25 protein-coding genes are annotated in these 24,500 nt (G+C 58.1%); 17 read left to right on the top strand and 8 right to left on the bottom strand.

Annotated elements, in window-relative coordinates; all coding sequences use genetic code 11:
• The first annotated feature begins 81 nt into the window (after positions 1-81).
• The 6 genes from AC2FIT_RS08990 to AC2FIT_RS08965 all read left to right on the top strand — a co-directional run bounded on the left by AC2FIT_RS08990 (position 82) and on the right by AC2FIT_RS08965 (position 6,655).
• The gene (locus AC2FIT_RS08990; RefSeq protein WP_496828683.1) at positions 82-363 is read left to right on the top strand and encodes a DUF4212 domain-containing protein; all 282 of its coding nucleotides are present in this window, start codon (positions 82-84) and stop codon (positions 361-363) included.
• 5 nt (positions 364-368) lie between these two features.
• Positions 369-2,153 (top strand): sodium:solute symporter family protein, encoded by a 1,785-nt coding sequence (locus tag AC2FIT_RS08985; RefSeq protein ID WP_496828681.1) that lies wholly within the window; start codon positions 369-371, stop codon positions 2,151-2,153.
• 109 nt (positions 2,154-2,262) lie between these two features.
• Positions 2,263-4,086, top strand: coding sequence for a DUF294 nucleotidyltransferase-like domain-containing protein (locus AC2FIT_RS08980; protein WP_496828679.1), 1,824 nt, complete (start codon positions 2,263-2,265; stop codon positions 4,084-4,086).
• Between the two features lie 45 nt (positions 4,087-4,131).
• Positions 4,132-4,650: a hypothetical protein gene (locus AC2FIT_RS08975; protein ID WP_496828677.1), complete on the top strand. Its 519-nt coding sequence runs from the start codon at positions 4,132-4,134 to the stop codon at positions 4,648-4,650.
• Position 4,651: 1 nt separating this feature from the next.
• Complete coding sequence (locus AC2FIT_RS08970; protein ID WP_496828675.1) at positions 4,652-6,064, top strand: 3'-5' exonuclease; 1,413 nt, start codon at positions 4,652-4,654, stop codon at positions 6,062-6,064.
• Positions 6,065-6,154: 90 nt separating this feature from the next.
• Positions 6,155-6,655, top strand: coding sequence for a flavin reductase family protein (locus tag AC2FIT_RS08965; RefSeq protein WP_496828673.1), 501 nt, complete (start codon positions 6,155-6,157; stop codon positions 6,653-6,655).
• Between the two features lie 3 nt (positions 6,656-6,658).
• On the opposite strand, the gene AC2FIT_RS08960 is transcribed toward AC2FIT_RS08965, so the two are convergent.
• The 3 genes from AC2FIT_RS08960 to AC2FIT_RS08950 are packed head-to-tail and all read right to left on the bottom strand — an operon-like array spanning position 6,659 to position 8,888.
• A complete protein-coding gene (locus AC2FIT_RS08960) occupies positions 6,659-7,138 on the bottom strand; it encodes a DUF6505 family protein (RefSeq protein WP_496828815.1) in 480 nt (159 codons plus the stop codon).
• Between the two features lie 2 nt (positions 7,139-7,140).
• Positions 7,141-7,830: a biotin/lipoate--protein ligase family protein gene (locus AC2FIT_RS08955; RefSeq protein ID WP_496828671.1), complete on the bottom strand. Its 690-nt coding sequence runs from the start codon at positions 7,828-7,830 to the stop codon at positions 7,141-7,143.
• The gene (locus tag AC2FIT_RS08950; RefSeq protein WP_496828669.1) at positions 7,827-8,888 is read right to left on the bottom strand and encodes an Mrp/NBP35 family ATP-binding protein; all 1,062 of its coding nucleotides are present in this window, start codon (positions 8,886-8,888) and stop codon (positions 7,827-7,829) included. The genes AC2FIT_RS08955 and AC2FIT_RS08950 overlap by 4 nt, the downstream gene beginning before the upstream one ends.
• 108 nt (positions 8,889-8,996) lie before the next feature.
• Between AC2FIT_RS08950 and AC2FIT_RS08945 the strand changes: the two genes are divergently transcribed.
• Positions 8,997-9,725, top strand: a complete 729-nt coding sequence (locus AC2FIT_RS08945) for a c-type cytochrome (protein WP_496828667.1) — start codon at positions 8,997-8,999, stop codon at positions 9,723-9,725.
• Here the strand turns inward: AC2FIT_RS08945 and AC2FIT_RS08940 are convergent.
• Positions 9,719-11,674 carry a 4Fe-4S binding protein gene (locus AC2FIT_RS08940; RefSeq protein WP_496828665.1) on the bottom strand — a complete coding sequence of 652 codons (1,956 nt, stop codon included), beginning with the start codon at positions 11,672-11,674 and terminating at the stop codon, positions 9,719-9,721. The genes AC2FIT_RS08945 and AC2FIT_RS08940 overlap by 7 nt on opposite strands.
• Before the next feature lie 239 nt (positions 11,675-11,913).
• On the opposite strand from AC2FIT_RS08940, the gene AC2FIT_RS08935 reads away from it, so the two are divergent.
• The 10 genes from AC2FIT_RS08935 (at position 11,914) to AC2FIT_RS08890 (ending at position 21,066) form a co-directional block, all read left to right on the top strand.
• A complete protein-coding gene (locus tag AC2FIT_RS08935; protein ID WP_496828663.1) occupies positions 11,914-12,468 on the top strand; it encodes a DUF3305 domain-containing protein in 555 nt (184 codons plus the stop codon).
• Positions 12,465-13,031 (top strand): DUF3306 domain-containing protein, encoded by a 567-nt coding sequence (locus AC2FIT_RS08930; RefSeq protein ID WP_496828661.1) that lies wholly within the window; start codon positions 12,465-12,467, stop codon positions 13,029-13,031. Before AC2FIT_RS08935 ends, AC2FIT_RS08930 begins: the two co-directional genes overlap by 4 nt.
• 4 nt (positions 13,032-13,035) lie before the next feature.
• Positions 13,036-13,647 (top strand): TorD/DmsD family molecular chaperone, encoded by a 612-nt coding sequence (locus tag AC2FIT_RS08925; RefSeq protein WP_496828659.1) that lies wholly within the window; start codon positions 13,036-13,038, stop codon positions 13,645-13,647.
• A 62-nt stretch (positions 13,648-13,709) separates the two neighbouring features.
• The gene (locus AC2FIT_RS08920; RefSeq protein ID WP_068334771.1) at positions 13,710-13,898 is read left to right on the top strand and encodes a ubiquinol-cytochrome c reductase iron-sulfur subunit N-terminal domain-containing protein; all 189 of its coding nucleotides are present in this window, start codon (positions 13,710-13,712) and stop codon (positions 13,896-13,898) included.
• Positions 13,899-14,002: 104 nt separating this feature from the next.
• Complete coding sequence (locus AC2FIT_RS08915; protein ID WP_496828658.1) at positions 14,003-16,897, top strand: formate dehydrogenase subunit alpha; 2,895 nt, start codon at positions 14,003-14,005, stop codon at positions 16,895-16,897.
• A gap of 16 nt (positions 16,898-16,913) precedes the next feature.
• Positions 16,914-17,510, top strand: coding sequence for a formate dehydrogenase FDH3 subunit beta (gene fdh3B / locus AC2FIT_RS08910; protein WP_039530246.1), 597 nt, complete (start codon positions 16,914-16,916; stop codon positions 17,508-17,510).
• A gap of 74 nt (positions 17,511-17,584) precedes the next feature.
• On the top strand, positions 17,585-18,793 hold the full coding sequence (locus tag AC2FIT_RS08905) for a formate dehydrogenase subunit gamma (protein ID WP_496828656.1): 1,209 nt from the start codon (positions 17,585-17,587) through the stop codon (positions 18,791-18,793).
• Positions 18,794-20,071, top strand: coding sequence for a c-type cytochrome (locus tag AC2FIT_RS08900; protein ID WP_496828654.1), 1,278 nt, complete (start codon positions 18,794-18,796; stop codon positions 20,069-20,071).
• Positions 20,068-20,193 carry a hypothetical protein gene (locus AC2FIT_RS08895; RefSeq protein WP_263618944.1) on the top strand — a complete coding sequence of 42 codons (126 nt, stop codon included), beginning with the start codon at positions 20,068-20,070 and terminating at the stop codon, positions 20,191-20,193. Before AC2FIT_RS08900 ends, AC2FIT_RS08895 begins: the two co-directional genes overlap by 4 nt.
• Positions 20,194-21,066 (top strand): substrate-binding domain-containing protein, encoded by an 873-nt coding sequence (locus AC2FIT_RS08890; protein ID WP_496828652.1) that lies wholly within the window; start codon positions 20,194-20,196, stop codon positions 21,064-21,066. It abuts the gene before it with no gap.
• 4 nt (positions 21,067-21,070) lie between these two features.
• On the opposite strand, the gene AC2FIT_RS08885 is transcribed toward AC2FIT_RS08890, so the two are convergent.
• The 4 genes from AC2FIT_RS08885 to AC2FIT_RS08870 form a co-directional block, all read right to left on the bottom strand.
• Complete coding sequence (locus tag AC2FIT_RS08885; RefSeq protein WP_496828650.1) at positions 21,071-21,886, bottom strand: ABC transporter substrate-binding protein; 816 nt, start codon at positions 21,884-21,886, stop codon at positions 21,071-21,073.
• Positions 21,887-21,905: 19 nt separating this feature from the next.
• Positions 21,906-22,640, bottom strand: coding sequence for an ATP-binding cassette domain-containing protein (locus tag AC2FIT_RS08880; RefSeq protein WP_496828648.1), 735 nt, complete (start codon positions 22,638-22,640; stop codon positions 21,906-21,908).
• Complete coding sequence (locus AC2FIT_RS08875) at positions 22,633-23,346, bottom strand: ABC transporter permease (RefSeq protein WP_496828646.1); 714 nt, start codon at positions 23,344-23,346, stop codon at positions 22,633-22,635. Before AC2FIT_RS08875 ends, AC2FIT_RS08880 begins: the two co-directional genes overlap by 8 nt.
• A gap of 153 nt (positions 23,347-23,499) precedes the next feature.
• Positions 23,500-24,489 carry an ABC transporter substrate-binding protein gene (locus tag AC2FIT_RS08870; protein WP_496828644.1) on the bottom strand — a complete coding sequence of 330 codons (990 nt, stop codon included), beginning with the start codon at positions 24,487-24,489 and terminating at the stop codon, positions 23,500-23,502.
• Between the last annotated feature and the right edge of the window lie 11 nt (positions 24,490-24,500).

The following is a 24,500-nucleotide window of genomic DNA, read 5'->3' as shown; positions in this document are numbered from 1 at the left end:
GTTTGGCACATTCGAGAAGCGGTCCGACGCGCTGGAGGAGTTGGGCAAGGACTGCCAAACGAGAACAAGGAGGAACCCGCAATGGCGGATCAATCAACAGACTCCGCGCAGACTGCCGAGGCCGATAAGGGCTATTGGCAGGCCAACCTGCGTCTCATCTACATCAGCCTCGTTATCTGGGCGCTGGTGTCTTTCGGATTCGGCATCCTGCTGCGTCCGCTGCTGTCGGGCATCGCCGTTGGCGGCACCGACCTGGGCTTTTGGTTCGCTCAGCAAGGATCAATCCTGGTCTTTCTGGTGCTGATCTTCAACTACGCCTGGCGCATGAACAAGCTGGACGCCGAATTCGGTGTAGAGGAGTAAGCAGCATGGACCAGTTTACCATCAACCTGCTGTTTGTTGGCGCTTCCTTTGCGCTATACATCGGCATCGCGATCTGGGCCCGCGCGGGTTCCACATCGGAATTCTACGCCGCCGGTCGCGGCGTTCATCCCGTCACAAACGGTATGGCGACTGCGGCGGACTGGATGTCCGCGGCCTCGTTCATCTCGATGGCGGGCCTCATTGCCTTTACCGGCTATGACAACTCAACCTTCCTGATGGGTTGGACCGGCGGCTATGTGCTGCTGGCACTGCTGCTTGCGCCTTATCTGCGTAAGTTCGGCAAATACACCGTCTCGGAATTCATCGGCGACCGTTTTTACAGCCAGACCGCACGTATCGTTGCGGTGATCTGTCTGATCGTTGCGTCGGTGACTTACGTTATCGGTCAGATGACCGGCGTGGGCGTTGCCTTTGGCCGCTTCCTCGAGGTGTCCAACACATCTGGTCTGCTGATCGGTGCCTGTGTGGTGTTTGCCTACGCGGTGTTCGGCGGGATGAAAGGCGTGACCTATACTCAGGTCGCTCAGTACTGCGTGCTGATCACAGCCTACACCATCCCGGCGATCTTCATTTCGCTGCAACTGACCGGTACGCCCGTTCCGGCGCTTGGCCTGTTTGGCGACACTGCCAGTGGTGAGCCTTTGCTGACCAAGCTGGACGCGATCGTGACCGAGCTGGGCTTTGCTGAATACACAGCACACCACGCAAACACGCTGAACATGGTTCTGTTCACACTGTCGCTGATGATCGGTACTGCCGGTCTGCCGCACGTGATCATGCGCTTCTTCACCGTGCCGAAAGTGTCTGACGCACGCTGGTCCGCTGGCTGGACGCTGGTTTTCATCGCGCTGCTGTACCTGACCGCCCCTGCGGTTGGCGCAATGGCTCGCTTGAACATCACCGACATGATGTGGCCCAACGGCGGCCTTGATGGTGGTGCGGTTGCTGTCGAGGATATCGACAACGATCCGCGTTACGACTGGATGAAGACGTGGCAGAAAACCGGTCTGCTCGACTGGGAAGACAAGAACGGCGACGGCAAAATCCAGTACTACAACGATCAGAATGCTGACTTGCAGGCAATCGCTGAGGAAAAAGGCTGGGTTGGAAACGAGTTGACCAAATTCAACCGTGACATCCTGGTTCTGGCCAACCCCGAGATTGCCAACCTTCCCGGTTGGGTGATCGGTCTGGTCGCTGCTGGTGGTCTTGCGGCTGCTCTGTCAACCGCTGCGGGCCTGTTGCTGGCGATTTCGTCGGCTGTGTCGCACGACCTTGTAAAAGGTGCCATCAACCCGCAGATCTCGGAAAAAGGAGAGCTTTTGGCTGCTCGTATCGCGATGGCCGTGGCAATCGTTGTCGCAACCTACCTGGGTCTGAACCCACCGGGCTTTGCGGCGCAGACCGTGGCCCTTGCGTTTGGTCTGGCGGCTGCCTCGATCTTCCCGGCGCTGATGATGGGGATCTTCTCGACCCGCATCAACAACACCGGTGCGGTCTGCGGTATGCTGGCTGGTCTGGTCGTGACCCTGGTCTACATCTTCCTGCATAAAGGCTGGCTGTTCATTCCGGGCACCAACTCATTCACCGATGCTGACCCGCTGCTGGGTCCGATCAAGTCGACCTCGTTCGGCGCAATCGGTGCGATGATCAACTTTGCAGTCGCATATGTTGTCGCTGGTATGACCAAAGAGACTCCGCAGGAGATCAAGGAACTGGTCGAAAGCGTTCGCATTCCCCGTGGCGCGGGTGCAGCTCAGAATAAATGAGCATGATGCGGCATATGGATAACCTCCAAGTGCCGCGTTTTTCGACCAACTTTTCCCGCCCGGCATTCCACCGGGCGGGATTTTTCCACCAGAAGCCAAGGATCGACTGATGCCTTTGTCCCATGACCAGATCACCCGGTTTCTGAAATCCGTACACCCGTACGACGCTCTGCCGGCCGAAACGCTGGACGATCTCGCAAAACAGATCGAGGTGTGGGAGGTCGATGAAGGTACTTCTGTCTACGAGCTTGGCAACACTCTGCCCGGTCTCTTTGTGATCTACGAAGGACAGGTGCAGATCACGGATGAAAACGGCGCTGTTGTTTCGCAACTGGGCCTGAGGAATTCATTTGGCGAACGCGGTCTGATGAAAGACGGCAAAGCCGCAACCCAGGCACATGCACACACTCCATCTGTGCTGATGGTGCTGCCCCCCAATGTGGTGCGCGGGTTAATCGACGACCATGACGTCGTCGCCAAGTTTTTCGACCGAACACGAGGCGACCGGGTCAGCCCGCAAAGCCTTGCAACCAGTTCGATCGACGTGCTGATGGCGCACAACCCGGCCACCTGCCCGCCTTCTTTGCCTGTAAACGAGGCCGCGCGCCTGATGCGCGACCGCCATATCTCGTCACTATGCGTGACCGAAAGCGAAGGCCTGCTGGGTATAGCAACCCTGCGTGACATATCGGGTAAATACGTGGCGGATGGGATGCCTGCGGGTACTCCGGTTTCGGAAATCATGACGCCGAACCCTATCACGCTATCGCCGTCTGATATCGGCTCGGACGTTCTGCACGTGATGATGGAGCGTGGGATTGGTCACATACCGATCTGTGAGGGCGGCAAGCTGATTGGGATTGTGACGCAGACTGACCTGACTCATTATCAGGCGGTTAACTCGGCCGAGTTGGTACGCCGGATCGCGCATGCCAATTCGGCGGACGAAATGGCGCAGGTCACCGCAGAGATCCCACAGCTGTTGGTACAACTGGTCGCTGGCGGGAACCGGCACGAAATTGTCACCCGCCTGATTACCGACATCGCGGATACCGCAACCCGTCGCCTGCTGGCCTTGGCCGAACAGAAACTTGGCCCGCCGCCGGTGCCGTATCTTTGGTTGGCTTGCGGCTCACAAGGGCGGCAGGAACAGACCGGAGTCTCGGATCAGGACAACTGCCTGATGCTGGATGACAGCGTGACCGAAGGCGACATGGCCTATTTCACGGATCTGGGTAAGTTTGTTTCTGACGGGCTGGACACTTGCGGATATTTTTACTGTCCCGGAGACATGATGGCGACCAATCCGCGCTGGTGCCAGCCAGTGCGCGTTTGGCGCGACTATTTCAGCGGCTGGATCGCGAAACCCAATCCCGAAGCTCAGATGCTCGCGTCGGTCATGTTCGATCTGCGCCCAATCGGCGGCGCGTTCGAGCTGTTCGAAGACCTTCAGGCGGATACGCTGGCGGCGGCCAATGCGAACTCGATCTTCGTGGCGCACATGATTTCAAACTCATTGAAGCACACACCTCCGCTTGGCTTGCTGCGCGGGTTCGCAACTATCCGGTCGGGTGAGCATCGCAACACGCTGGACCTCAAGCACAATGGCGTTGTGCCTGTCGTCGATCTGGCCCGTGTCTACAGCCTGCAGGGTCAACTGACCGAGGCCAACACGCGCGCCCGTCTAAAAGCGGCCGAAGCGGCAAATGTCCTCAGCCCGTCCGGTGCGCGCGATCTGCTGGATGCTTATGATCTGATCGCGGAAACGCGGCTGGAACATCAGGTGAGGCTGGTAAAGTCCGGTGAAAAACCCAACAACTATCTTCCGCCATCCGCTTTGTCGGACTTTGAGCGAAGTCATCTACGCGACGCTTTCGTTGTTGTAAAAACGATGCAATCTGCCGTGGGCCATGGCAAAGGTATGCTGGGCTAGGCAAGAAATTAAACGGGTGCAATCGCCCGTAATTCGGAGAGATATATGTTTCTGGAACTGATCGGCACAATCTTTGCGGGCTTTGCCTTCGCCGGTGTGGCCATGCTGGCGAACAAACTAACGGGCGGTCGCCTGCCCCGCTGGTCAGCGCCTGTCGCCGCGGGGTTGGGCATGATCGGAGTGACGATCGCCAGTGAGTATTCGTGGTACGACAGAACAGTCGAGACCCTGCCCGAAGGTATGGAAATTGTGCAGGAGGTCGAAAGCAAAGCCTTCTATCGCCCCTGGACTTACGCGGTGCCTTTCGTCAATCGGTTCGCTGCGGTCGACACGGTGTCTGTTCGAACCAATGAACAAGTTCCGGAACAAAGGCTTGTTGACATGTACTTTTTTGGTCGTTGGGCACCTGTCGAAAAACTTCCGATTGCTGTTAACTGCGCCACAAATAGCCGCGCCAGTCTGGCGGACGGGGCAGAATTCGGCGACGATGGCGGGATAGTGAACGCCGACTGGCTGAATGTCAGTGCCCAAGACCCAATCATTGAGGTCACCTGCGGAGTGTAACATGCTAAACCGGTTAAGCCTGCGCGTACGAATTTTTCTGTTCTTCTGCCTTTTGGCCGTAGGTGCGCTTGCCGTTAGTTCTGTTGCACTTTGGATCAGTTACCTGCGCGTCGCTGACCCATCCCTTGTCAATGCGTTCATCATGGCCGAAATCCTGATGGGATTTGGGTTCATCGCCCTGATTATCGCTGTTTGGCTTCTGTTTGACGACAATGTTGCGAAACCCATCGAACGCTTGTCAGCACAATTGCGGGCGCGTGCTCATGCAGGTGTCAGCACTGATGTCGACACGCAAGCCGCGCGCTACCTGGGCGATCTTGCCCCTGCCGCGGCGGGGCTGGCCGAGCAACTTTCTGGTAAAACCTTGGATGTGGCCCAAGCTGTTGCAGCCGAAACCGCCTATCTGACAGCGGAAAAAAAGAGGCTTACGGCGCTGCTGACAGAGATACCTGTGGCGATGGTTCTCGCCAGTCCGACGCATAGGATCGTCCTATATGACGGGCAGGCCGCCGGTGTTCTGGCCCAGATCGCGCATCCTCGTCTGAACGCGTCTTTGTTCGAATACTTGCAGCGCGGACCCTTGGAGCAGGCCCACAAGAAACTGTCGAAGTCCGGGTTTGAAGTCGACTGTACTCTCACCAGCGTCGACGGTGCGCAAACCTATTCCGCGCGGATGAAGCCTTTAGGCGATGCGCCCGGTTACTTGCTGATTTTTGACGAAAGCGCCGTGAACATCTCACCCGAAGAAGCGCGGCCGCTAGTTTACGACTTTGACCTGTTGAACAGCACGGACGGAGGCCAGTTCGAATCCCTCGCGTTGCAGGAACTGTGCTTTGTGGTGTTCGACACCGAAACCACAGGGCTGCTGCCGCACAAAGATGAGATTGTCCAGATCGGAGCGGTTCGGGTCGTCAATGGGCGCATTGTCGATGGCGAACATTTAGACATGCTGGTCGATCCCGGTATGCCGATCCCGCCAGCCTCGACCAAAGTCCATAAAGTCAGCGACCATATGGTTCAGGGTGCGCCGGATATTGTCGAGGCAGGTCGTACCTTCCATCAGTTCGCCCGGGATGCGGTGATCGTCGCCCATAACGCACCATTCGACATGGCCTTTTTGCGGCGCCACGCCAAACGCATGGAGGTCGACTGGGATCACCCCATTCTGGACACGGTTCTTTTGTCTGCGGTTCTTTTTGGGGCCAGCGATAAACACACATTGGATGCCTTATGCGCGCGGCTTGAGATCACCATTCCGGATGAGTTGCGGCATACGGCGCTGGGTGATGCTGTTGCGACGGCGCAAGCCCTGGTCAAGATGTTGCCGATGCTGCAAGCCCGCGGCATGGCGACCTTTGGTGCCGTCGTAGAAGCGACCCGCCAGCATGGCCGCCTGCTGGAAGACATGAATTAGACCTCGACACATTCAACTGTGTTGTCAGCTTTTCGTGGACAAACTTCGCAGGTCGTGGCACCTGAAACACGACGACTGCAAGAGCGTAAAATGACGGAAAAAACCTTCACTCCCACATCGGATCAAGTCAGCTCTTACCGTGAAGCGCTGGGGTGCTTTGGAACCGGCGTTACGGTTATCACAACGGATACGGGGAATGGGCCACGCGCGATTACTGTGAACTCTTTTTCGTCGGTGTCGCTGGACCCGCCATTGGTGTTGTGGTGCCTGGCCAAGGATTCCCATCGCTTCAACTCATTCAACGCGTGTCAGCACTATTCAATTCACGTGATGGCCGAGGATCAACAAGAACAGGCCTTACAGTTCGCCCGCGATGGGCTGGACTTCTCGCATACGGATTGGGCGTTGGATCACAAAGGGCGTCCGCAATTGACCGAATGCCTCGCGCGGTTTGACTGCAAGCTACACGCCAAACACGAGGCCGGTGATCACCTGATCATCATAGGTGAGGTGGAACGCGTGATGTACCGCAAGGGCAAAGGCCTGATTTTCAAACGCGGTCAGTTCGGCGGGTTCGCGGACCAGATTTAAACCTCACTCATCGGCCGAGCCGTGAACGGCCAGCGCCTCAAGCTGGGTTTCTTGCGGTGTGATGATCCGGAATGCCTCATGAACGCCGGTGTCTGACAGCTCGCGCGCCACGGTCAGCAACGTGTTTGGCGCGTGTTCCTCGCACAGATCGCACATTTGCGCCATTTCTGCCTGCGCCACTCCTAACGCCGCCTCCACTGAGGGCGCGCCGTAGAATTGCACAAAGTGCTCGGCAAGGTTTTTCGTGACCTGATCCAGTTCGGCCTCTTCAATCTGCGTAACCGCGACAAATGTCACCCGTCCGAAGGTTTCGACACCAAGCCAGCCATTCGAAAAGGCCTGTCGCGCTTTACCTTCCAGATCGGCCTGCCCCCAATTCGAGAATTCGAACCCGCCCGAGATGCACCACTCACCGGTTCGCGCCGGAGAGTGAAACACGTTCATATCGCTTTCGTCGAAATGGATCGCTCGGGCCAGTTTCATCATCAGTTCTCCAACAATTCGGTCAGTGGCCGCAGTCTGGTCTGTGAACCGTCACGGATCAACATTCCGAACCGTTCGTCCGTACCGAGGAATACGCCCTCCTCATACGGTTCACCCACACCCTGCAACAGCCCCATCCATTCGCCATGCAAAGGGGCGTTACCATCCTCTTGCCAGCGGTTGAGCCAAGTCAGCATATGACGCGACCAGCTTTCGACCAACTGCACGGCAGAGACATCGGCGCAGCCTTCGTCGTAAAGTGCTGTCACATCGGGCGTTTTCCCCGGATCTCCACCGGTTTGCAGCAATGCCAGCTCCCAGCCGACGACGAGCCAATCAGGCTCGATCTGGGGATCGGTGGTCGACGCGGCGACGTGGAACATCCCACATTTCGCGCCGTTCACATAGATCAGACCATCCCACCCCAGATGTACGGCAACCTCAGGTGGCGCCAATGCACCCAGTGCGTTCTGAAAACCAACGGCACATAGCGGCAACATCACCATGGCGTCCTGCAAGGGAACTTCGGGCGCAAAAACAATGGCAGCGCGGAGATGGTCGGTCTGAATGTTATAGACGACTGTACCGCCATCGCAGCCAAGCGCCGCCATGGCCTGCGCGCGCTCAAACGGGTCCTCTCCACCCTGTGCGGGATGGCCCATCAATAAGGGAGGAAACACCGGTTTGTTCATGCGTTTCCCTTGGCAATTAGGTCGCGGGCGATCTTGCGGAATGCTTCGGCCTGCGGGCTGTCAGGCTTTGTGACCACGATGGGGGCACCTCCATCAGCGGCCAAACGAATGTCCAAGTGCAGCGGAATTTCCCCCAACAATGGAACGCCCAGCGCGTCAGCTTCTGATGCGACACCGCCATGACCAAAGATATGCTCTTCATGCCCGCAGTTCGAACAGATATGGGTCGACATGTTTTCGATCATTCCAACAATCGGCGTTTTCAGCTGGTTGAACATGTCGATCCCTTTGCGGGCGTCGATCAGGGCTACGTCCTGCGGGGTTGAAACGACAATCGCGCCATCCACCTTGAATTTCTGGCTCAACGTCAACTGGACATCACCAGTACCGGGCGGCAGGTCCACGATCAGCACATCAAGCGCGCCCCATTGTACCTGCTTCATCATCTGTTGCAGCGCACCCATCAGCATCGGGCCACGCCAGACAACCGCCTGCCCTTCGTTGGTCATTAAACCCATCGACATCATGGTCACGCCATGATTACGCAGTGGCAGGATCGTCTTGCCATCAGGGCTGGCCGGACGACCAGAAACCCCAAGCATGCGTGGCTGCGACGGGCCATAAACATCCGCGTCCAACAGGCCGACACGCCGTCCTTCGGCCGCCAATGCACAAGCAAGGTTGGCCGAGACGGTCGACTTACCAACACCCCCCTTACCCGACGCAACAGCAATAATCCGATCGACACCCGGTACAGCCTGCGGTCCGGTTTCCGATGGTTTTGGCTTGGGCTTCAGCTCCGGCGGTGCCTTGTCGGAATGCGCCGTCATCATCGCGGAAACCTTGGCAACGCCTTCAACCATCTGTGCGGCTTGTTCGGCAGCGGCCCGAACGGGTTCCATACGATCGGCCTGTTTCGGGTCGATCTCAAGCACGAAACGCACGGTGCCGCCGTCCACGTTCAACGCACGAACAACACCCGCGCTGACGATATCCTGACCAGAGACAGGATCGGTGATCTTTTTAAGGTTTGCCAGAACCGCGTCACGAACACTCATGCCTGCACCCCGTTAGTCTGCCCAACCTTGTGGCTGATTTTCATTGCATGTGTCTCCGTCTTTTTCTGTTCAATTGACGCATTTGGGGCCGGGCCGCTAGATTAGGCCATGCGCTTTGTCCTTTTGTGCCTGACCCTGACGCTCTCTGCCACCCCCTCTTTGTCGCAAGAGGCGCTGGGGCTTGCCGCCCCGGCTGAGGTAAAAGAGTCCGGTCTGTTGCAACATATTCTTCCGCGCTTCTCGCTCAAGACCGGGATACGGGTTATTGCGGATGACGCGGGTGTTTTGCTGTTGGAGACGGCTCCCCCGGGTGATCCTGTCTTTACCCGCTCCGGTGTGGTCTATCACCTGCGGATCGAACGTGATCCCAGGCATGAGCGATTCCGCGATTGGCTGTTGTCGGATATCGGCAAGAATACGGTTGAAAGCTTTACTCCGGAACAAGGCGCACCCTTCTCTGCAAGTTTCGAAGTCGCAGCGACCCAGCAGGAAACCGCTGTCGATGGCGATGCACTCCGGGGCGAGGAGTTGTCGTTGACCCATTGCGGACGGTGTCACGTGATAGGCCCGCGGAACCGGATGAACGGGCTGGGCTCAACCCCCTCTTTCGCGGTGCTGCGCGCGATGCCGGATTGGTCCGAACGGTTTGAAGCCTTCTTCGCCCTTAACCCCCACCCCGCCTTTACGCAGATTGACGGGTTGACGCCGCCTTTCGACCCCGAGCGCCCCTCACCCATTCATCCGGTCCAAATGACCTTGGAAGAGCTTGAGGCGATTCTGGCTTTTGTGTCGGTTATCAAGGCTGCAGAACTTGGCGCCCCGCTACAGCTTCAGTGATCCTTTCTGTCTGAGAAGTAGTCTTCGGTCGTGACAACCTTGGGCTTCGGCTTTGACTGGAACGGGTTGTCGTCGTGCTGGAACTGCACTTTCACGCGGCAATTGTCGCACATCTGGATCATCCGCGCTTGTTCTGAGGTGGCGAACATCGAATGCGTGCCCGACAGCTTTTCCATGATCCGTTCGATCGTGGACTTCACCCCGAACAGGGCACCGCATTCCACGCAGGCAAACGGTTCTTCCTCGTTCAGAACCTGCTGCGACAATGCGGCGTCGCTGAGATCCAGTTGCGGAACTAAAGAGATCGCATCCTCGGGACAGATGCCCTTGCACAAGCCACATTGCAGACAGGCGTCCTGCTGAAAGTTCAGTTGCGGCTTGTCCGGGTTGTCGATCAACGCACCGGATGGGCACAGCGACACACAGCTCAGGCACAGCGTGCAGGCATCGGTATCTACCGCAATGGCTCCATAGGGCGCGTTTTCTGGCAACGGCAGGGGCACATCTGCCTGAGGGTTCAGCGCCTGCGCCGACAGCCGCGTGATTTGCCGGCGATTGCCCAACGACAAGACTGGATCAGCCAAGGGCAGTGGAACGTCCTGCGCATACAGCAATTCTGACATTGCATCCGGGTCGGCCTCATCAATCAGCCCTATACTATCCGGCCCGGCAATCGCATGCGCAAGCGCCAGCTCTTGGTTCAGCGCGTGGCGTTCAGTGGTGGGGGCCAGCAGGATGTCGACGCGTGCAAAGCCGTGGGCCAGCGCGGCCAGCATCTCGGCGTGACCGAAACCCGAGATCACGCTCAGTTCCAACGGGATGACGTCTGCTGGCAGGCCGCGCCCAAACCGCGCGGCAAGCCGGATCATCTCGGCCCCATGTGCATCATGCACCAGCAACCGAGGCGCTTCGCCCCCTGCACGCCGATACGTGCGCGCCAGAATGTGCATCCGCGACAGAAGGGCGGAAACTGGCGGGTCTTCGTAGGTTATGGCAGTTGAGGGGCACAGTGCCGCGCAGGCTCCGCATCCGGCGCACACCATCGGCTCAATCGACACGTGCTCACCCGCCGGGGTGATTGCACCCGTCGGGCAGATATCAAGGCAATTGGTACAGGCAACCTGTTCGGCACGGGAATGCGCGCAGAGCGTCTCTTCCAACCGAACGTAAAGCGGCTTTTCGAACGTACCGACCAGTTGGACCGCCTGGAACGCAATACGCTCGACCGCGACCAAATCTTTGGGATCGGCGCGCAAATACCCCTCGCGTTTGGCAGGGGCCTGAACGAACGGAGTGCCACCGGTCAGGTCAAGAACAATGTCGCAGGATGAGAGCGCGCCATTGCGCGGTTCGGACCAACCGAAGGCCCCACGACCGCCCGGTTCAAGCTGCTGCAATCCATCAAAACGCAATGAAAACCTACCCAGCGCACCCGTCACAGACCGCAACTGCCCTCGTACCACATCAAAGCTGCGCGTGATCGGCTGCGCATTGTCAGTGATCAGCACTGTAACGGCCAGCGTATCAGACAGCCTATTGGCCAAATCAAAGGCCGGTTCACCGGGACCAACAATAAAGCAGGTGCCTTCGCTTACAACATCAACGCTGCGCGTGATTGGCTGAGGTAGCAATGCTTCGGCGGCCAGAGCCGCCATCTTAGGGGCTGCTGCGCTGCCCTGCTCAGACCACCCGGCACGATCGCGCAGATCCACGAAGGCTGGCGTGTCGACTTCCAGTTCGTCGGCAAGGGTGCGGAACACGTCCTGCTCCTGCCCGCAGGCGATAAAAACCTGCTCTTCCTCTTGCAAGGCTCGTGACACCACCCCCAGCTGATCAGTGCAAAGCGCGGTATGAAGTTTAGAGCATTCAACATCGCAGGAACCTGCAATCCGGTCGCCGTCTACGGTTTGACTGCCTGCGCAATCACAAAGCAATAGTTTGGTACCCATATCCTCCCCCGGACACATTCCCTATGCTTTGCACATTAAACCGTATTAGCACTCAGGCAATCCGCTTAGCAGCATTCATTGATGAATTTGTGAATTACGAAACCAGTTCCCGACAATTGAAGTAAGGAACAGACATTAAAATATTATGTTTCAAAAGAATTCATGCTTGGCACAAAGCCGGATTGTGTACCATAGTAGACGCTAGGGAAGGCAGGGGAGAGCCTTTCGGGGAGGAGCCAGTGGCCAAGGCCGCAAGCCAGATCGAAATGCCAATCGGCGTCGTCGTGCGCAAAACACCCGGTGTTACTCGCTGGGCCAAATGGAACTGGCGTGCCGTTGCCGTATTACCGGGTGCCGGACCGGCAGACTGGCGTGAGTTGCGCCGCGAAGGTGATGCAGTGGAATACCATGCCGCCACCCTGCCCCTGACACTTTGGGCGGATGAAACCGAAGCCTACATGGTCAACCTGTCCGACGGCCAACCCTCAATCTATCTGGTTCTACGCGATGCGCTTGATGGTGAACGTCCGATGGATGCGGTCCTTGTCACGGCATCCCCGTTCGAAGGGCAGGACTATGCCGATACCGGGGAAGAAATAGTCGAGAAAATTCCAATGACCGATGGTCTGATCGCATGGGTCAGGGATTTCGCGTTGGAACATCATCGCGATGAAGTTTTCGTCAAACGCCGCCGTGACAAAAAGCGGACCGATCTTGTGGAAGACGGTAAGGGGGACGCTCGCATCCGGCAGGCTTCGGACGTTTACCGCGCTCCGCGGAGGATGTCGCAATGACCCAAGCCCGCGATTTCTGGTCCCGTCGCAAGGCCGCCGTTCAGGCTGAGGCCGAAGCCGAAGTGATCGCGGCCGAAGACCAAACCATTGCCGCACAACAGGCCGAGTTGCAAGAAAAGAGCGACGCCGAAATATTGGCTGAGTTCAACCTGCCCGACCCCGATCAGTTGCAAGCCGGGGATGACGTCTCGGGCTTTATGGCCAAGGCGGTGCCAGACCGCCTGCGCCGCCGCGCGCTGCGGCGTTTGTGGCGGCTGAATCCGGTTCTGGCCAATGTCGACGGACTGGTCGATTACGGCGAAGATTATACCGACGCTGCGTGCGTGATCGAAAATATCTCTACGGCCTATCAGGTTGGCAAAGGCATGCTGGCCCATATCGAAGCGCTAGCGGCTCAAGCTGAAGAAGAACAGCCGGAAGAAGACACAGCCGAACCGGACGCGGACCCCGAGTTGCTGGAAGAGCCTAGCCCGACGCCCGTTGTAGTCGCTGTGGCTGAGGACACCGAAGAGGTCGAACCGGCCCCGAGCCCACGTCGCATGAAATTCGAGTTTGAAGGATAGCCTTATGACCGCAAACAACGCGCAAAAACTTGATGTCTCATCCGAGGATCGCCTGCGCGCGGATTTCTATAACTTTCTTGGACTTCTTCTGGCTGCCCCGCCGGATAAGATGCTGCTGGATCAGGTCGCTGGCCTGACTGGTGACGATACTGATCTGGGGAAGGCCATTCAAGCCATGGCGCGTGTGGCAAAGGTTACCAAACCCACCGCGGCGGAACGTGAGTTCAATGCGCTGTTCATTGGGTTGGGACGTGGCGAGCTGCTGCCCTATGCCAGCTTTTACCTGACCGGCTTTCTGAACGAAAAACCCTTGGCGCAGCTGCGCAAGGACATGGCCGCACGCAGTATCACGCGGGCCAAAAACGTGTTTGAACCCGAGGACAATATCGCCTCGTTGATGGAGATGATGGCGGGAATGATCGTTGGCCGCTTTGGTGTGCCTGCCACATTGGCTGATCAAAAGGCGTTCTGGAACAAACATATCGGCCCCTGGGCCACGCATTTCTATGCGGATCTGGAAGCAGCCGAAGCATCGGTTCTTTACGCATCTGTCGGCACGGCCGGTCGGGTATTCATGGAGATCGAGCGCGAAGCGTTTCGAATGACGACAGCCTGAACCGCTGTCCTTCACCGGCGCCTTTTCTGGGCGTCAAACTGCAAATGGGAAAGGAGATGCCCATGAGCAAGACCAAGGAAGAAGGCGCAACGCGCCGCGACTTCCTCAAACTGGCCGGAACCGCAGCACCCGCTGCCGTTGCCGCCGCCAGCCTGACCGGACAGGCCGAAGCAGCCGAGCTGCCTACGGACGAAACCCGGATGCAGGACACCGCGCATACGCGCGCTTACCTCGACAGCGCCCGGTTCTAACCCGGACGTTGTCACACCCGGCAGACGGTTGCGATTGGCCCTGACGTCGGCATCAACAGTACCAAGCCAGCCATGCAGGTCATGGCCAGCAAGGGAGGAGAAAAATGCTTAGGAAAAAGACCAACGGGGTTGCGAGACGCCCCCAGCGGACAAGTATCCTGTCCCAGATCGGCGAGAAAACCGTTGATCGCCGCGCATTCCTGCGTGGTTCGGGCCTGACGATTGGCGGCCTTGCCGCGATCAGCGCCACGGGTGGAACCGTGACACAGGCCAATGCCGCCGCCACAGCCACCGGCGCGGTCAACCTAGTCAAATCGGTTTGCACGCATTGTTCGGTCGGTTGCACCGTGGTTGCCGAAGTATCGAACGGCGTATGGATCGGTCAGGAGCCGGGCTGGGATAGCCCGTTCAATTTGGGTGCGCACTGCGCCAAGGGGGCCTCGGTTCGCGAACACGCCCACGGCGAGCGCCGCCTGAAGTACCCGATGAAAAAAGAAGGCGGAGAGTGGAAACGCATCAGCTGGGAAGAGGCGATCAACGAGATCGGCGACGGCATGATGAACATCCGCCAGGAATCCGGACCAGACAGCGTGTACTGGCTGGGGTCTGCAAAGCACAACAATGAACAGGCCTACCTGTTCCGCAAGTTCGCCGCCTATTGGGGTACGAACAACGTGGACCACCAAGCCCGGATTTGCCACTCAACCACGGTTGCGGGCGTTGCGAATACATGGGGCTACGGTGCCATGACCAATTCGTACAACGACATCCATAACTCAAAAGCGATCTTCATCATCGGCGGCAACCCGGCCGAGGCGCACCCCGTCTCGCTGCTGCATGTTCTGCGCGCGAAAGAGCAGAACAACGCACCGCTGATCGTTTGTGACCCGCGCTTTACGCGCACAGCGGCACACGCGGATGAATATGTCCGGTTCCGTCCCGGAACAGACGTTGCCCTGATCTGGGGTATGCTGTGGCACATCTTCGACAACGGTTGGGAGGACAAAGAGTTCATCCGCACCCGTGTCTGGGGAATGGACCAGATCCGTGAGGAGGTCGCCAACTGGACACCCGAAGAAACCGAGCGCGTGACTGGTGTACCCGGTTCACAGCTGAAGCGCGTGGCGCGCACTTTGGTGAACAATCGCCCCGGCACGGTGATCTGGTGCATGGGTGGTACGCAGCATACAAACGGGAACAACAACACCCGCGCCTACTGCGTGCTGCAACTTGCACTTGGTAACATGGGCACGTCCGGCGGTGGAACGAACATCTTCCGCGGCCATGACAACGTGCAGGGCGCGACGGATCTTGGTGTTCTGTCCCACACCCTGCCCGGCTACTATGGCCTGTCAAAAGGGGCTTGGGCCCATTGGGCGCGCGTCTGGGGTGAAGACCCAGAATGGCTGGCTGGTCAGTTCGCTTCGATCAAGGACAAGGACGGCAAGGACAAGCCGCTTCAGAACGAACGCGGCATTCCGGTGTCTCGTTGGATCGATGGTGTTCTGGAAGACCCGGCAAACATGGACCAGGACAACAACGTTCGCGCCATGGTTCTGTGGGGTCACGCTCCGAACTCGCAAACGCGAGGACCGGAGATGAAGACGGCGATGGAGAAGCTGGACATGCTGGTCGTAATTGACCCGTATCCCACCGTCTCGGCTGTTCTGCATGACCGCACCGATGGCGTCTACCTCTTGCCCGCCTGTACGCAGTTCGAAACCCGTGGCTCGGTCACGGCCTCGAACCGATCGCTACAGTGGCGCGATAAAGTGGTCGATCCGCTGTTCGAAAGCCTGCCGGACGAGGTTATCATGGCCAAGTTCGCAAACAAGTTCGGCTGGGCAGATCGTCTGTTCCGCAATATCGAGATGGAGGACCCCGAGACCCCGAATGTTGAAAGCATCACCCGTGAGTTCAACTCGGGCCTCTGGACCATCGGCTATACAGGCCAATCGCCAGAACGTCTGAAGAGTCACATGGCCAACCAGCACACGTTCGACAGAACCACGCTGCAGGCTGTTGGCGGTCCGAATGACGGCGAATATTACGGCCTGCCCTGGCCCTGCTGGGGAACGCCGGAAATGGGTCATACAGGGACACCGAACCTTTATGATATGTCCAAACCGGTAGCCGAAGGTGGTCTGACCTTCCGCGCGCGCTTTGGCGTGGAACGCGACGGTGACAACCTGCTGGCCGAAGGGGTCTATAGTGTTGGGTCGGAAATTCAGGATGGATATCCCGAATTCACGATGCAGATGCTCATGGACCTTGGCTGGGACGGTGACTTGACGGATGAGGAACGCGCGGCCATCGACGCCGTTGCGGGACCAGAGACCAACTGGAAAACCGACCTTTCCGGCGGTATCCAGCGGGTTGCGATCAAGCATGGCTGCGCGCCCTTCGGGAACGCCAAGGCCCGCGCGGTCGTCTGGACCTTCCCGGATCCGATCCCACTGCATCGCGAGCCGCTCTATACCAACCGGCGCGATCTGGTGGAGGACTATCCAACCTACGAAGACCGTCAGGCCTATCGCCTGCCGACCCTTTATGCGTCGATCCAGAAGAACGACTTTTCAAAGGATTACCCGATAATCCTCACGTCAGGTCGTCTGGTCGAATATGAAGGCGGCGGGGATGAGACGCGGTCAAATCCATGGCTGGCTGAACTTCAACAGGACATGTTCGTCGAGATCAATCCGCGCGACGCCAACAACCTTGGTATTCGTGACGGTAGCCAGGTCTGGGTCGAAGGTCCGGAAGGAGGCAAGGTCAAGGTGATGGCGATGCTGACCAACAGGGTCGGTGCCGGCGTGGCCTTCATGCCATTCCACTTCGGTGGCCATTTCCAGGGCGATGATCTGCGGGCGAAGTACCCCCAGGGTGCTGATCCCTACGTGCTGGGCGAAAGTTCTAACACTGCTCAGACCTATGGCTACGATTCAGTGACCCAGATGCAAGAGACCAAAGCGACTCTCTGCAAAATCTGGGCAGCGTAAGGGAGGAAAAGAGAACATGGCAGCAAGAGCAAAATTTCTCTGCGACGCCGAACGCTGCATCGAGTGCAATGCCTGCGTCACCGCGTGTAAGAACGAACACGAGGTGCCGTGGGGCGTGAACCGCCGCAGGGTGGTGACGATCAATGACGGTGACCCGGGCGAACGCTCGATCTCGGTCGCCTGTATGCATTGCTCGGACGCGCCTTGCATGGCGGTGTGCCCGGTCGACTGCTTCTATCAGAACGAAGAAGGGGTCGTCCTGCACTCCAAGGACCTGTGCATTGGCTGCGGCTACTGCTTCTACGCGTGCCCCTTTGGCGCGCCGCAGTATCCGCAGGCAGGCAACTTCGGATCACGCGGCAAGATGGACAAATGTACCTTCTGCGCCGGTGGGCCCGAGGAAACGCACTCGACTGCAGAGTTCGCCAAATATGGTCGCAACCGGATCGCAGAAGGCAAACTGCCTATCTGCGCCGAGATGTGTTCTACGAAAGCCCTGCTCGCCGGTGACGGCGACGTGGTGTCGGCCATCTACCGTGAGCGTGTTGTCGCACGCGGGTTCGGCTCGGGCGCTTGGGGCTGGGGCACGGCTTACGACCAGAAAGACGGCTAAGGCCGCTTTCCGTAAACCAAACAGGCGACCTGCATACGTGGGTCGCCTGATCAGGGATTTTGACCGAGGTTCAGATGTTCCGCTTATTCATCGCATTGCTGTTTACCATTGGACTGGCACAAGCCGCCGTCGCGCAAACCAACGAGACCGAGGCACCGGCCCCCACAAATGAGCGTACCTCGACCGGTGGCGCGACTACGCTAGAGGACATACTGGCTCGTCAGCGCGGTGAAAAAGTGGACGACAGCTACCGATCGCAAAACACCGGCCAAGGCAATGTCGAAGGGTTACTGGGGCAGTTCGGGACACGCGGGGTTGCCTCGGACAGCGATGTCTACCGCGCGTTACGTTATGGTTCGGCCGACGTAACTGTGTCGTCGCGCGGACCCGCCGACAGCGTTCTTATTCAGGACGGTGGTATGTGGTGGATGGCATTTCGCACCGGTCCGTTGCGCGAATACGGAACGTATATCATTGCTGGAATGCTGGCCATCCTCGTGCTGTTTTTTCTGCTGCGTGGAAGAATTCGCATAGACGGGGAAAAGACAGGCCGGACCGTGCTCCGCTTCAACGGGTTTGAACGTTTCGGCCACTGGTTGTTCGCGGGATCATTCCTGGTTCTGGGAATAACGGGCTTGTTGACCCTTTATGGCCGCGACTTCCTGATCCCGATCTTCGGAAAAGAAGGTTTCGCGACTATCGCGCAGGGCTGCAAGTGGCTGCACAACAACCTGGCCTGGGCCTTTATGCTGGGGCTGGTCATTATCACGGTGAATTGGATCGCGCACAACATCCCCAACCGCACCGACCTGAAATGGCTGGCCGCCGGAGGGGGGTTATTCACCAAAGGCAGCCACCCGCCCGCCAAGAAATTCAACGCCGGCCAAAAGGTGATCTTCTGGGCCTGTGTCTTGTTGGGTGTATCGATCAGCCTGTCGGGCCTGTCCCTTCTGTTCCCGTTCGAACTGCCGATGTTCGCCAAGACCTTCTCGGTCGCGAATGCCACGGGAATTCCTCAGATGCTTGGCCTGAACCTGCCGACGCAAATGTCCCCGCAAGAAGAGATGCAATACGCGCAGCTCTGGCACGTGATCGTCGCCTATATCTTCATCGCCATTATCATTGCGCATATCTACCTTGGCTCGGTCGGGATGGAAGGCGCGTTCGATGCCATGGGCACGGGCGAAGTCGAAGAGCAATGGGCGCGCGAACATCACTCGTTGTGGTTGGAAGAGGTGCAGGAAAAAGAAGCCGGAAAAGCAGCGGCCTCGCCTGCGGAATAGATGCGCTGGCTGGCCGTTGCACTTGCTCTGATCCCCCTGCCCGCCTTGGCCGAGTTCTTTACGCTCAAAGGTCACGGTGGACCGATCATGGGGATCGCGACCGCGCCTGATGGGCGGATCGCAACGGCAAGCTTCGATAATTCCGTTGGCTTGTGGTCGGACGGCAAGCCGGAATGGCTTGAGGGGCACGAGGCGGCTGTCAACTGTGTCTCTTTCAACGGGCGTGCGATCTACTCAGCTGGGGATGACTTTACCTTGCGCCGCTGGCCGGGCGGCGAGGTTGTCGGCCGTCACAAAGGAAAGATCGTGGGTCTTGCGGCCTCGAAAACTCACGTGGCAACGGCAAGTTGGGACGGTACCATCGGACTTTGGCCCGAGGACGGTTCAAGCGCACATACCCTAACCATTGGTAGCGGGGTTAACGCTGTGGCCTTCTCATCCGATGGCGCCACATTGTATTCCGCCGGTATGGATGGAACTTTGCGAATTTGGGATGTGGCCAGCGGTCAGGAAACCCGGCGTCTAGTCGAACATGGCTTTGGGATAAATGAGCTTGTTCTGAACACCCAAGACAACTGGATTGCCTATGGGGCGGTTGACGGTGTGACGCGCATACTGGATCTGAATACCGGAGAAGAGCGCGATTTTACCCTTGGCCGCCGTCCTATCCTGGCCTTGGCGCTTAGCCCGGATCGCACAATGCTGGCAGTGGGCGATGGTGAAGGTTACATCATGGTCATCGACACGCAGGACTGGCGTATCGCACAGGATTTCCGCGCCACCCTGCGCGGGCCGGTTTGGGCTTTGGCGTTTTCTACCGACGGGCGGAACATTCACGCCGGCGGTATTGATGAGGCGATGTATAGCTGGCCTGTGTCGGCACTTGGCGATCAGGCGCAAATGGCTGCGATTGAGCCAAGTTTCCTTAAAAACCCAGAAGAGATGAGCAATGGTGAACGCCAGTTTGCCCGCAAATGCTCGATCTGTCATAGCCTGACACCCGATGGGGAAAGGCGGGCGGGTCCGACATTGCATGGCGTCTTTGGTCGAAAGGCAGGAACGTTGCCGGGATATTTCTACTCGGATACGCTGCAAGACTCTGATATCATTTGGAATGACGATACGATAAATGCCCTTTTCGACGAAGGGCCAGACCACTACATTCCGGGGTCAAAGATGCCGATGCAACGGATCACACAAGCGCAGGACCGCGACGATTTGGTCGCCTTTCTGCGCCGCGCAACGGCACCGGAGAACGCAACCGGAGGAGACCGATGAAAGCCTTTATTGCCGCTGTGGCCGCAATGGTCGTGATTACCGCTGCTGCACCCTTTGCGCTGCAACAGATGGGATTCAGCGCGGCGGATGTGGGATCCGGATCCGCTGTGCGCCTCGACTAAATGTCTGAATACCTGACGACGAAAGAGCTGGCCGACCTGCTGCGCATTGGCGAGCGGAAGGCCTATGACCTTGCCTCATCTGGTGAGGTTCCCTGTGTTCGCGCCATGGGTAAGCTTCTGTTTCCAAGGGCCGAGGTTATCGCATGGCTCAACGCCTCACGCTCGGGCCCGCAGGTGGCCGAGCCGCCCCTGCCCCCGATTGTTGCAGGCAGCCACGATCCGTTGCTGGATTGGGCGCTGCGTGAAAGCGGCTCTGGTCTGGCGACGTATTATGACGGCTCGTTCGATGGGTTGGAACGCCTGAAGGATCGCAGCGCACAAGCCGCGGCGCTGCATATTCACGAAGACAACGGCTTTAACACGCAATCCCTGCGCGCCAATCTCGGTGAGGCTCCGGTTGTTCTTTACGAAATCGCGCTGCGACAGCGCGGGCTGCTTCTGTCCCCGGAAGCCACAGGCATCTCCGGATTTTCTGATATGAAAGGACGGCGGGTGATCCTGCGTCAGGACAGCGCCGCCAGTCAGCGGTTATTCGACACACAACTTGAAGCCCACGGGCTGACGCGCGACGATCTGGACACTCTACCCACCGCTGCCCGCACCGAAGAAGAACTGGCCATTGCCCTGCACGACAGCAAGGCCGAGGTTGGGTTCGGGCTGGGTGCCTTGGCTGGGCTCTACGATCTGAAGTTCGTTCCGACCCATTCCGAGCGTCTGGATCTCGCCATCTGGCGACGCGCCTATTTCGAGGATCCGATGCTGAAACTGCTGGGCTTTATGCAATCAGAACGTTTCAGCATTCGCGCCGCCGAGTTCGGTGGCTATGACCTGTCTGGATTGGGAACAATCCACCACAACGGCGCCAGCGGCTGACGCGTTATTCTGCGTTCGGAAAAAACAACTGCTGGCCGTCCAGCTTGTAAGACGCGATCGCCTCCTGACCATGCGGACCGATGAGCCAGTCGATGAACCTCTGGCCTGCAGCGGCGCGAACATGGGGGTGCTTTTCAGCGTTCACAAGAATGACACCGTACTGATTGAACAAACGCGGATCGCCTTCGACCAGAACCTCAAGATTGTCCTTGTTCCCGAAAGATTGCCATGTGGCGCGATCCGTCAGCACATAGGCACCCATCCCGTTTGCCACATTCAGCGTCGCCCCCATTCCCGAGCCGGTTTCTCGGTACCACGTCCCTGATGCCGCAGTGGGGTCGGCAGCCGTAGCATCCCACAGGCGCATCTCTGCCTTGTGCGTGCCGCTGTCATCCCCGCGCGAAGCAAACGGGGCTTCTGCCTCGGCGACCGCAGTCAGTGCAGCCACAATATCCGTGCCACCCTTCACCTTTGCCGGATCAGACTTCGGCCCGACAAGAACAAAGTCGTTATACATCACGTCAAAACGCTGAACGCCCCAGCCGTCGGCCACAAATTTCTCCTCAGCTGGCTTGGAATGCACCAGCAGCACATCCCCATCCCCGTTAATCGCGTTACGAATCGCCTGACCTGTGCCAACGGAAACCACCCGGACATCTATGCCTGTTTCAGCCTCAAACCCCGGAAGGATATAGTCCAAAAGGCCCGAATTCTGGGTCGAGGTCGTCGATTGAACTACGATAAACGGCTCTTCGGCACCCACCGCTGTCGCCGTCAAACCGACAGCAATCAAGCTTGCCTGAACAATGTTCCGGATCATTTAGAACTCCAATTTTTAATTAGGTAACCAACCCGCCTGCCAGATATCGGCGTGCGGCGTCGCTTTTGGGGGCATCCAACACCTGTTTCGCTGCACCGTGTTCAACCACCCGACCGCCCTGCATCATTACGATGTCGGCAGCCAATCGTCGGGCCTGACCAATGTCATGCGTCACCATAACGATACGCACGCCACGGGATGAGGCCCACTGAACCATCCGTTCGATCATCTGCGTGGCGCTCGGGTCAAGCGCGCTGGTGGGTTCATCCAGAAACAGCGTCTCGGGGTTAAGCGCGAGGGCGCGCAGAATGGCTAGACGTTGCGCCTCCCCCCCAGACAACGACCTGGCAGACTGCCGAGCCTTACCATCCAGCCCACCCTCGGTCAGCAAATCCTGGATGCGGGTTTTCCGTTCGCTGCGGGGCAAACCTTGGCGTTTCAGGACAAAATCCAGGTTTGCCGCAACAGACCGGCGCAGCAAGACAGGCTGTTGAAACACCATCCCCTGTCGTGCTTTGTGTTCAGCGTTCAGGGGTACACCATCCTGCATCACCTGGCCACGATCCGGTACAATCAACCCATGAAGACACCGCAGCAAGAGGCTCTTGCCCGCCCCGTTCGGCCCAAGGATCAGGGTTGGTCCCGGCCCGTCGAGGTTCAAACTGGGTACGTCCAGCAACGCCTTACCTTTGCGCGTAATCCGTACGCCCCCCACCGACAGGCAACTTGCCATATCTGAAACCAGGTCACGCATGGCGCAGCCCTTCCTGTTCGGCCCGCAAGCTGAGTGTGCTGACCATGGCAGTCACGGCAACCGCGATACCGATCAGGATCGCACCAAGAGCCAGCGCCAGCGCAAGGTTGCCCTTGGACGTTTCAAGCGCGATTGTCGTCGTCATCACCCGCGTCACATGGTTGATATTCCCACCCACGATGATCACCGCTCCGACCTCAGCAATGGCGCGCCCGAAACCGGCCAAGAGCGCCGTTACCAGCGCCAATCGCGCATCCCACAACAAAACCGGGACCGAGGACAGCCGTGACACGCCCAACGAGCGGAGCTGTTCCGAATACTCCTCAGCCAGCATCTCGATGACTTGACGGGTCAGCGCCGCGATGATGGGGGTGACCAGAACCACCTGTGCGATGATCATGGCGGTTGGGGTGTACAGTAGCTCCAAAACTCCAAGCGGACCCGAACGCGACAACATCAGATAAACCAGAAGCCCCACAACGACAGGAGGCAGGCCCATCAGGGCGTTCATCAGAACGATCAACACGCGCCGTCCGGGAAACCGCGCGACCGCCAAGGCGGCCCCCAAAGGCATGCCGATCAGCGCAGAAATCAGGACAGCGACAAGCGAAACCTTCAGGGACAACAGCACAATCGCCCAAAGCTCTGCATCCCCGTTCAGGATCAAAGCTATGGCTGCGTCGAATTCTGATGCAAAATTTTGCATTTTTTTCTAAGTTTTAGGGTTGGCCGTACTAAACGCGTCAAATTACAAAAGAATACTACCCATTTCTCAACACAAGTACAGTGTCAATTCCTGTGCACCAAAAGGAAACGCGGCCCCAGTTGGGACCGCGCCAGTTTCGGAATTTGCCAAAAATCAGTTCAGGGCAGCATCGGTAATCGTGTGTGTCCACGCGCCCTCGGGCTGCTTGGTGATCACTGGATCCGAACCGCCGGCCAGCAGAGTATCCACCGTACGCTGAAAGTCCTCCTCTTCGAGCGCGCCGTTTGAACCGGCAGTCAGCTTGGCAATCTCGCTCATCATGCGCTTTTGATGTTCTTCCGTCTGGGCACCGGTCGCGTCATTCTCAAGCACGATTTCAGCTGCTTCATCAGGGTTTTCCTCGGCGTATTTCCAGCCTTTCATCGAAGCACGAACAAACCGTTCCATGCGGTCAACAAAACCTTCGTCACTCAGGTTTTCCTCCAGAACATACAAACCGTCCTCAAGCGTGGCGACGCCCTGTTCCTCGTATTTAAAGGTGACAAGCTCATCCGGGCTGACGCCGGCGTCGATCACCTGCCAGTATTCATTATAGGTCATGGTGCTGATGCAATCGGCCTGACGCTGCAGCAACGGATCGACGTTAAAGCCCTGCTTCAGGACCTCAACACCGTTCTCGCTCTTGCCGCTGGTGTCGATGCCCAACTGGCTCATCCAGCTCATGAACGGGAATTCGTTGCCGAAAAACCAAACACCCAGCGTGCGGTTCTTAAGATCTTCAGGTGACGAGATCCCAGCATCTTTCCAGCATGTCAGCATCATGCCAGAGCTTTTGAACGGTTGCGCGATATTGACCAGCGGCAAGCCCTTTTCGCGTGCGGCGAGCGCGGCCGGCATCCATTCAACGGTGACATCGGCACCACCGCCCGCGATCACCTGCGTCGGCGCGATATCTGGGCCGCCCGGCAGGATTGTGACATTTAGCCCCTCTTCTTCGTAAAACCCTTTGTCCTTGGCTACATAGTAGCCCGCGAACTGCGCCTGCGTGACCCACTTTAACTGCAGCGTCACTTCATCCGCCGCCAAGGCTGTGCTGGCTGCAAGGCTGAAAGCAGCAATCGCCCCGCTGAGTAGCTTATTCATCTTCATCTCTC

It is taken from the genome of Ruegeria sp. YTSA135 (assembly GCF_059610165.1).
The sequence above is the reverse complement of the archived record's forward strand: the minus strand, read 5'-3'. Positions and strand labels throughout refer to the sequence as shown.

What these genes read in the sequence shown, in the direction of transcription:
- AC2FIT_RS08990 (WP_496828683.1), top strand. Translation starts at nt 82, where the DNA reads ATGGCGGATCAATCAACAGACTCCGCGCAGACTGCCGAGGCCGATAAG.
- AC2FIT_RS08985 (WP_496828681.1), top strand. Translation starts at nt 369, where the DNA reads ATGGACCAGTTTACCATCAACCTGCTGTTTGTTGGCGCTTCCTTTGCG.
- AC2FIT_RS08980 (WP_496828679.1), top strand. Translation starts at nt 2,263, where the DNA reads ATGCCTTTGTCCCATGACCAGATCACCCGGTTTCTGAAATCCGTACAC.
- AC2FIT_RS08975 (WP_496828677.1), top strand. Translation starts at nt 4,132, where the DNA reads ATGTTTCTGGAACTGATCGGCACAATCTTTGCGGGCTTTGCCTTCGCC.
- AC2FIT_RS08970 (WP_496828675.1), top strand. Translation starts at nt 4,652, where the DNA reads ATGCTAAACCGGTTAAGCCTGCGCGTACGAATTTTTCTGTTCTTCTGC.
- AC2FIT_RS08965 (WP_496828673.1), top strand. Translation starts at nt 6,155, where the DNA reads ATGACGGAAAAAACCTTCACTCCCACATCGGATCAAGTCAGCTCTTAC.
- AC2FIT_RS08960 (WP_496828815.1), bottom strand. Translation starts at nt 7,138, where the DNA reads ATGAAACTGGCCCGAGCGATCCATTTCGACGAAAGCGATATGAACGTG.
- AC2FIT_RS08955 (WP_496828671.1), bottom strand. Translation starts at nt 7,830, where the DNA reads ATGAACAAACCGGTGTTTCCTCCCTTATTGATGGGCCATCCCGCACAG.
- AC2FIT_RS08950 (WP_496828669.1), bottom strand. Translation starts at nt 8,888, where the DNA reads ATGAGTGTTCGTGACGCGGTTCTGGCAAACCTTAAAAAGATCACCGAT.
- AC2FIT_RS08945 (WP_496828667.1), top strand. Translation starts at nt 8,997, where the DNA reads ATGCGCTTTGTCCTTTTGTGCCTGACCCTGACGCTCTCTGCCACCCCC.
- AC2FIT_RS08940 (WP_496828665.1), bottom strand. Translation starts at nt 11,674, where the DNA reads ATGGGTACCAAACTATTGCTTTGTGATTGCGCAGGCAGTCAAACCGTA.
- AC2FIT_RS08930 (WP_496828661.1), top strand. Translation starts at nt 12,465, where the DNA reads ATGACCCAAGCCCGCGATTTCTGGTCCCGTCGCAAGGCCGCCGTTCAG.
- AC2FIT_RS08925 (WP_496828659.1), top strand. Translation starts at nt 13,036, where the DNA reads ATGACCGCAAACAACGCGCAAAAACTTGATGTCTCATCCGAGGATCGC.
- AC2FIT_RS08920 (WP_068334771.1), top strand. Translation starts at nt 13,710, where the DNA reads ATGAGCAAGACCAAGGAAGAAGGCGCAACGCGCCGCGACTTCCTCAAA.
- AC2FIT_RS08915 (WP_496828658.1), top strand. Translation starts at nt 14,003, where the DNA reads ATGCTTAGGAAAAAGACCAACGGGGTTGCGAGACGCCCCCAGCGGACA.
- fdh3B (WP_039530246.1), top strand. Translation starts at nt 16,914, where the DNA reads ATGGCAGCAAGAGCAAAATTTCTCTGCGACGCCGAACGCTGCATCGAG.
- AC2FIT_RS08905 (WP_496828656.1), top strand. Translation starts at nt 17,585, where the DNA reads ATGTTCCGCTTATTCATCGCATTGCTGTTTACCATTGGACTGGCACAA.
- AC2FIT_RS08900 (WP_496828654.1), top strand. Translation starts at nt 18,794, where the DNA reads ATGCGCTGGCTGGCCGTTGCACTTGCTCTGATCCCCCTGCCCGCCTTG.
- AC2FIT_RS08895 (WP_263618944.1), top strand. Translation starts at nt 20,068, where the DNA reads ATGAAAGCCTTTATTGCCGCTGTGGCCGCAATGGTCGTGATTACCGCT.
- AC2FIT_RS08890 (WP_496828652.1), top strand. Translation starts at nt 20,194, where the DNA reads ATGTCTGAATACCTGACGACGAAAGAGCTGGCCGACCTGCTGCGCATT.
- AC2FIT_RS08885 (WP_496828650.1), bottom strand. Translation starts at nt 21,886, where the DNA reads ATGATCCGGAACATTGTTCAGGCAAGCTTGATTGCTGTCGGTTTGACG.
- AC2FIT_RS08880 (WP_496828648.1), bottom strand. Translation starts at nt 22,640, where the DNA reads ATGCGTGACCTGGTTTCAGATATGGCAAGTTGCCTGTCGGTGGGGGGC.
- AC2FIT_RS08875 (WP_496828646.1), bottom strand. Translation starts at nt 23,346, where the DNA reads ATGCAAAATTTTGCATCAGAATTCGACGCAGCCATAGCTTTGATCCTG.
- AC2FIT_RS08870 (WP_496828644.1), bottom strand. Translation starts at nt 24,489, where the DNA reads ATGAATAAGCTACTCAGCGGGGCGATTGCTGCTTTCAGCCTTGCAGCC.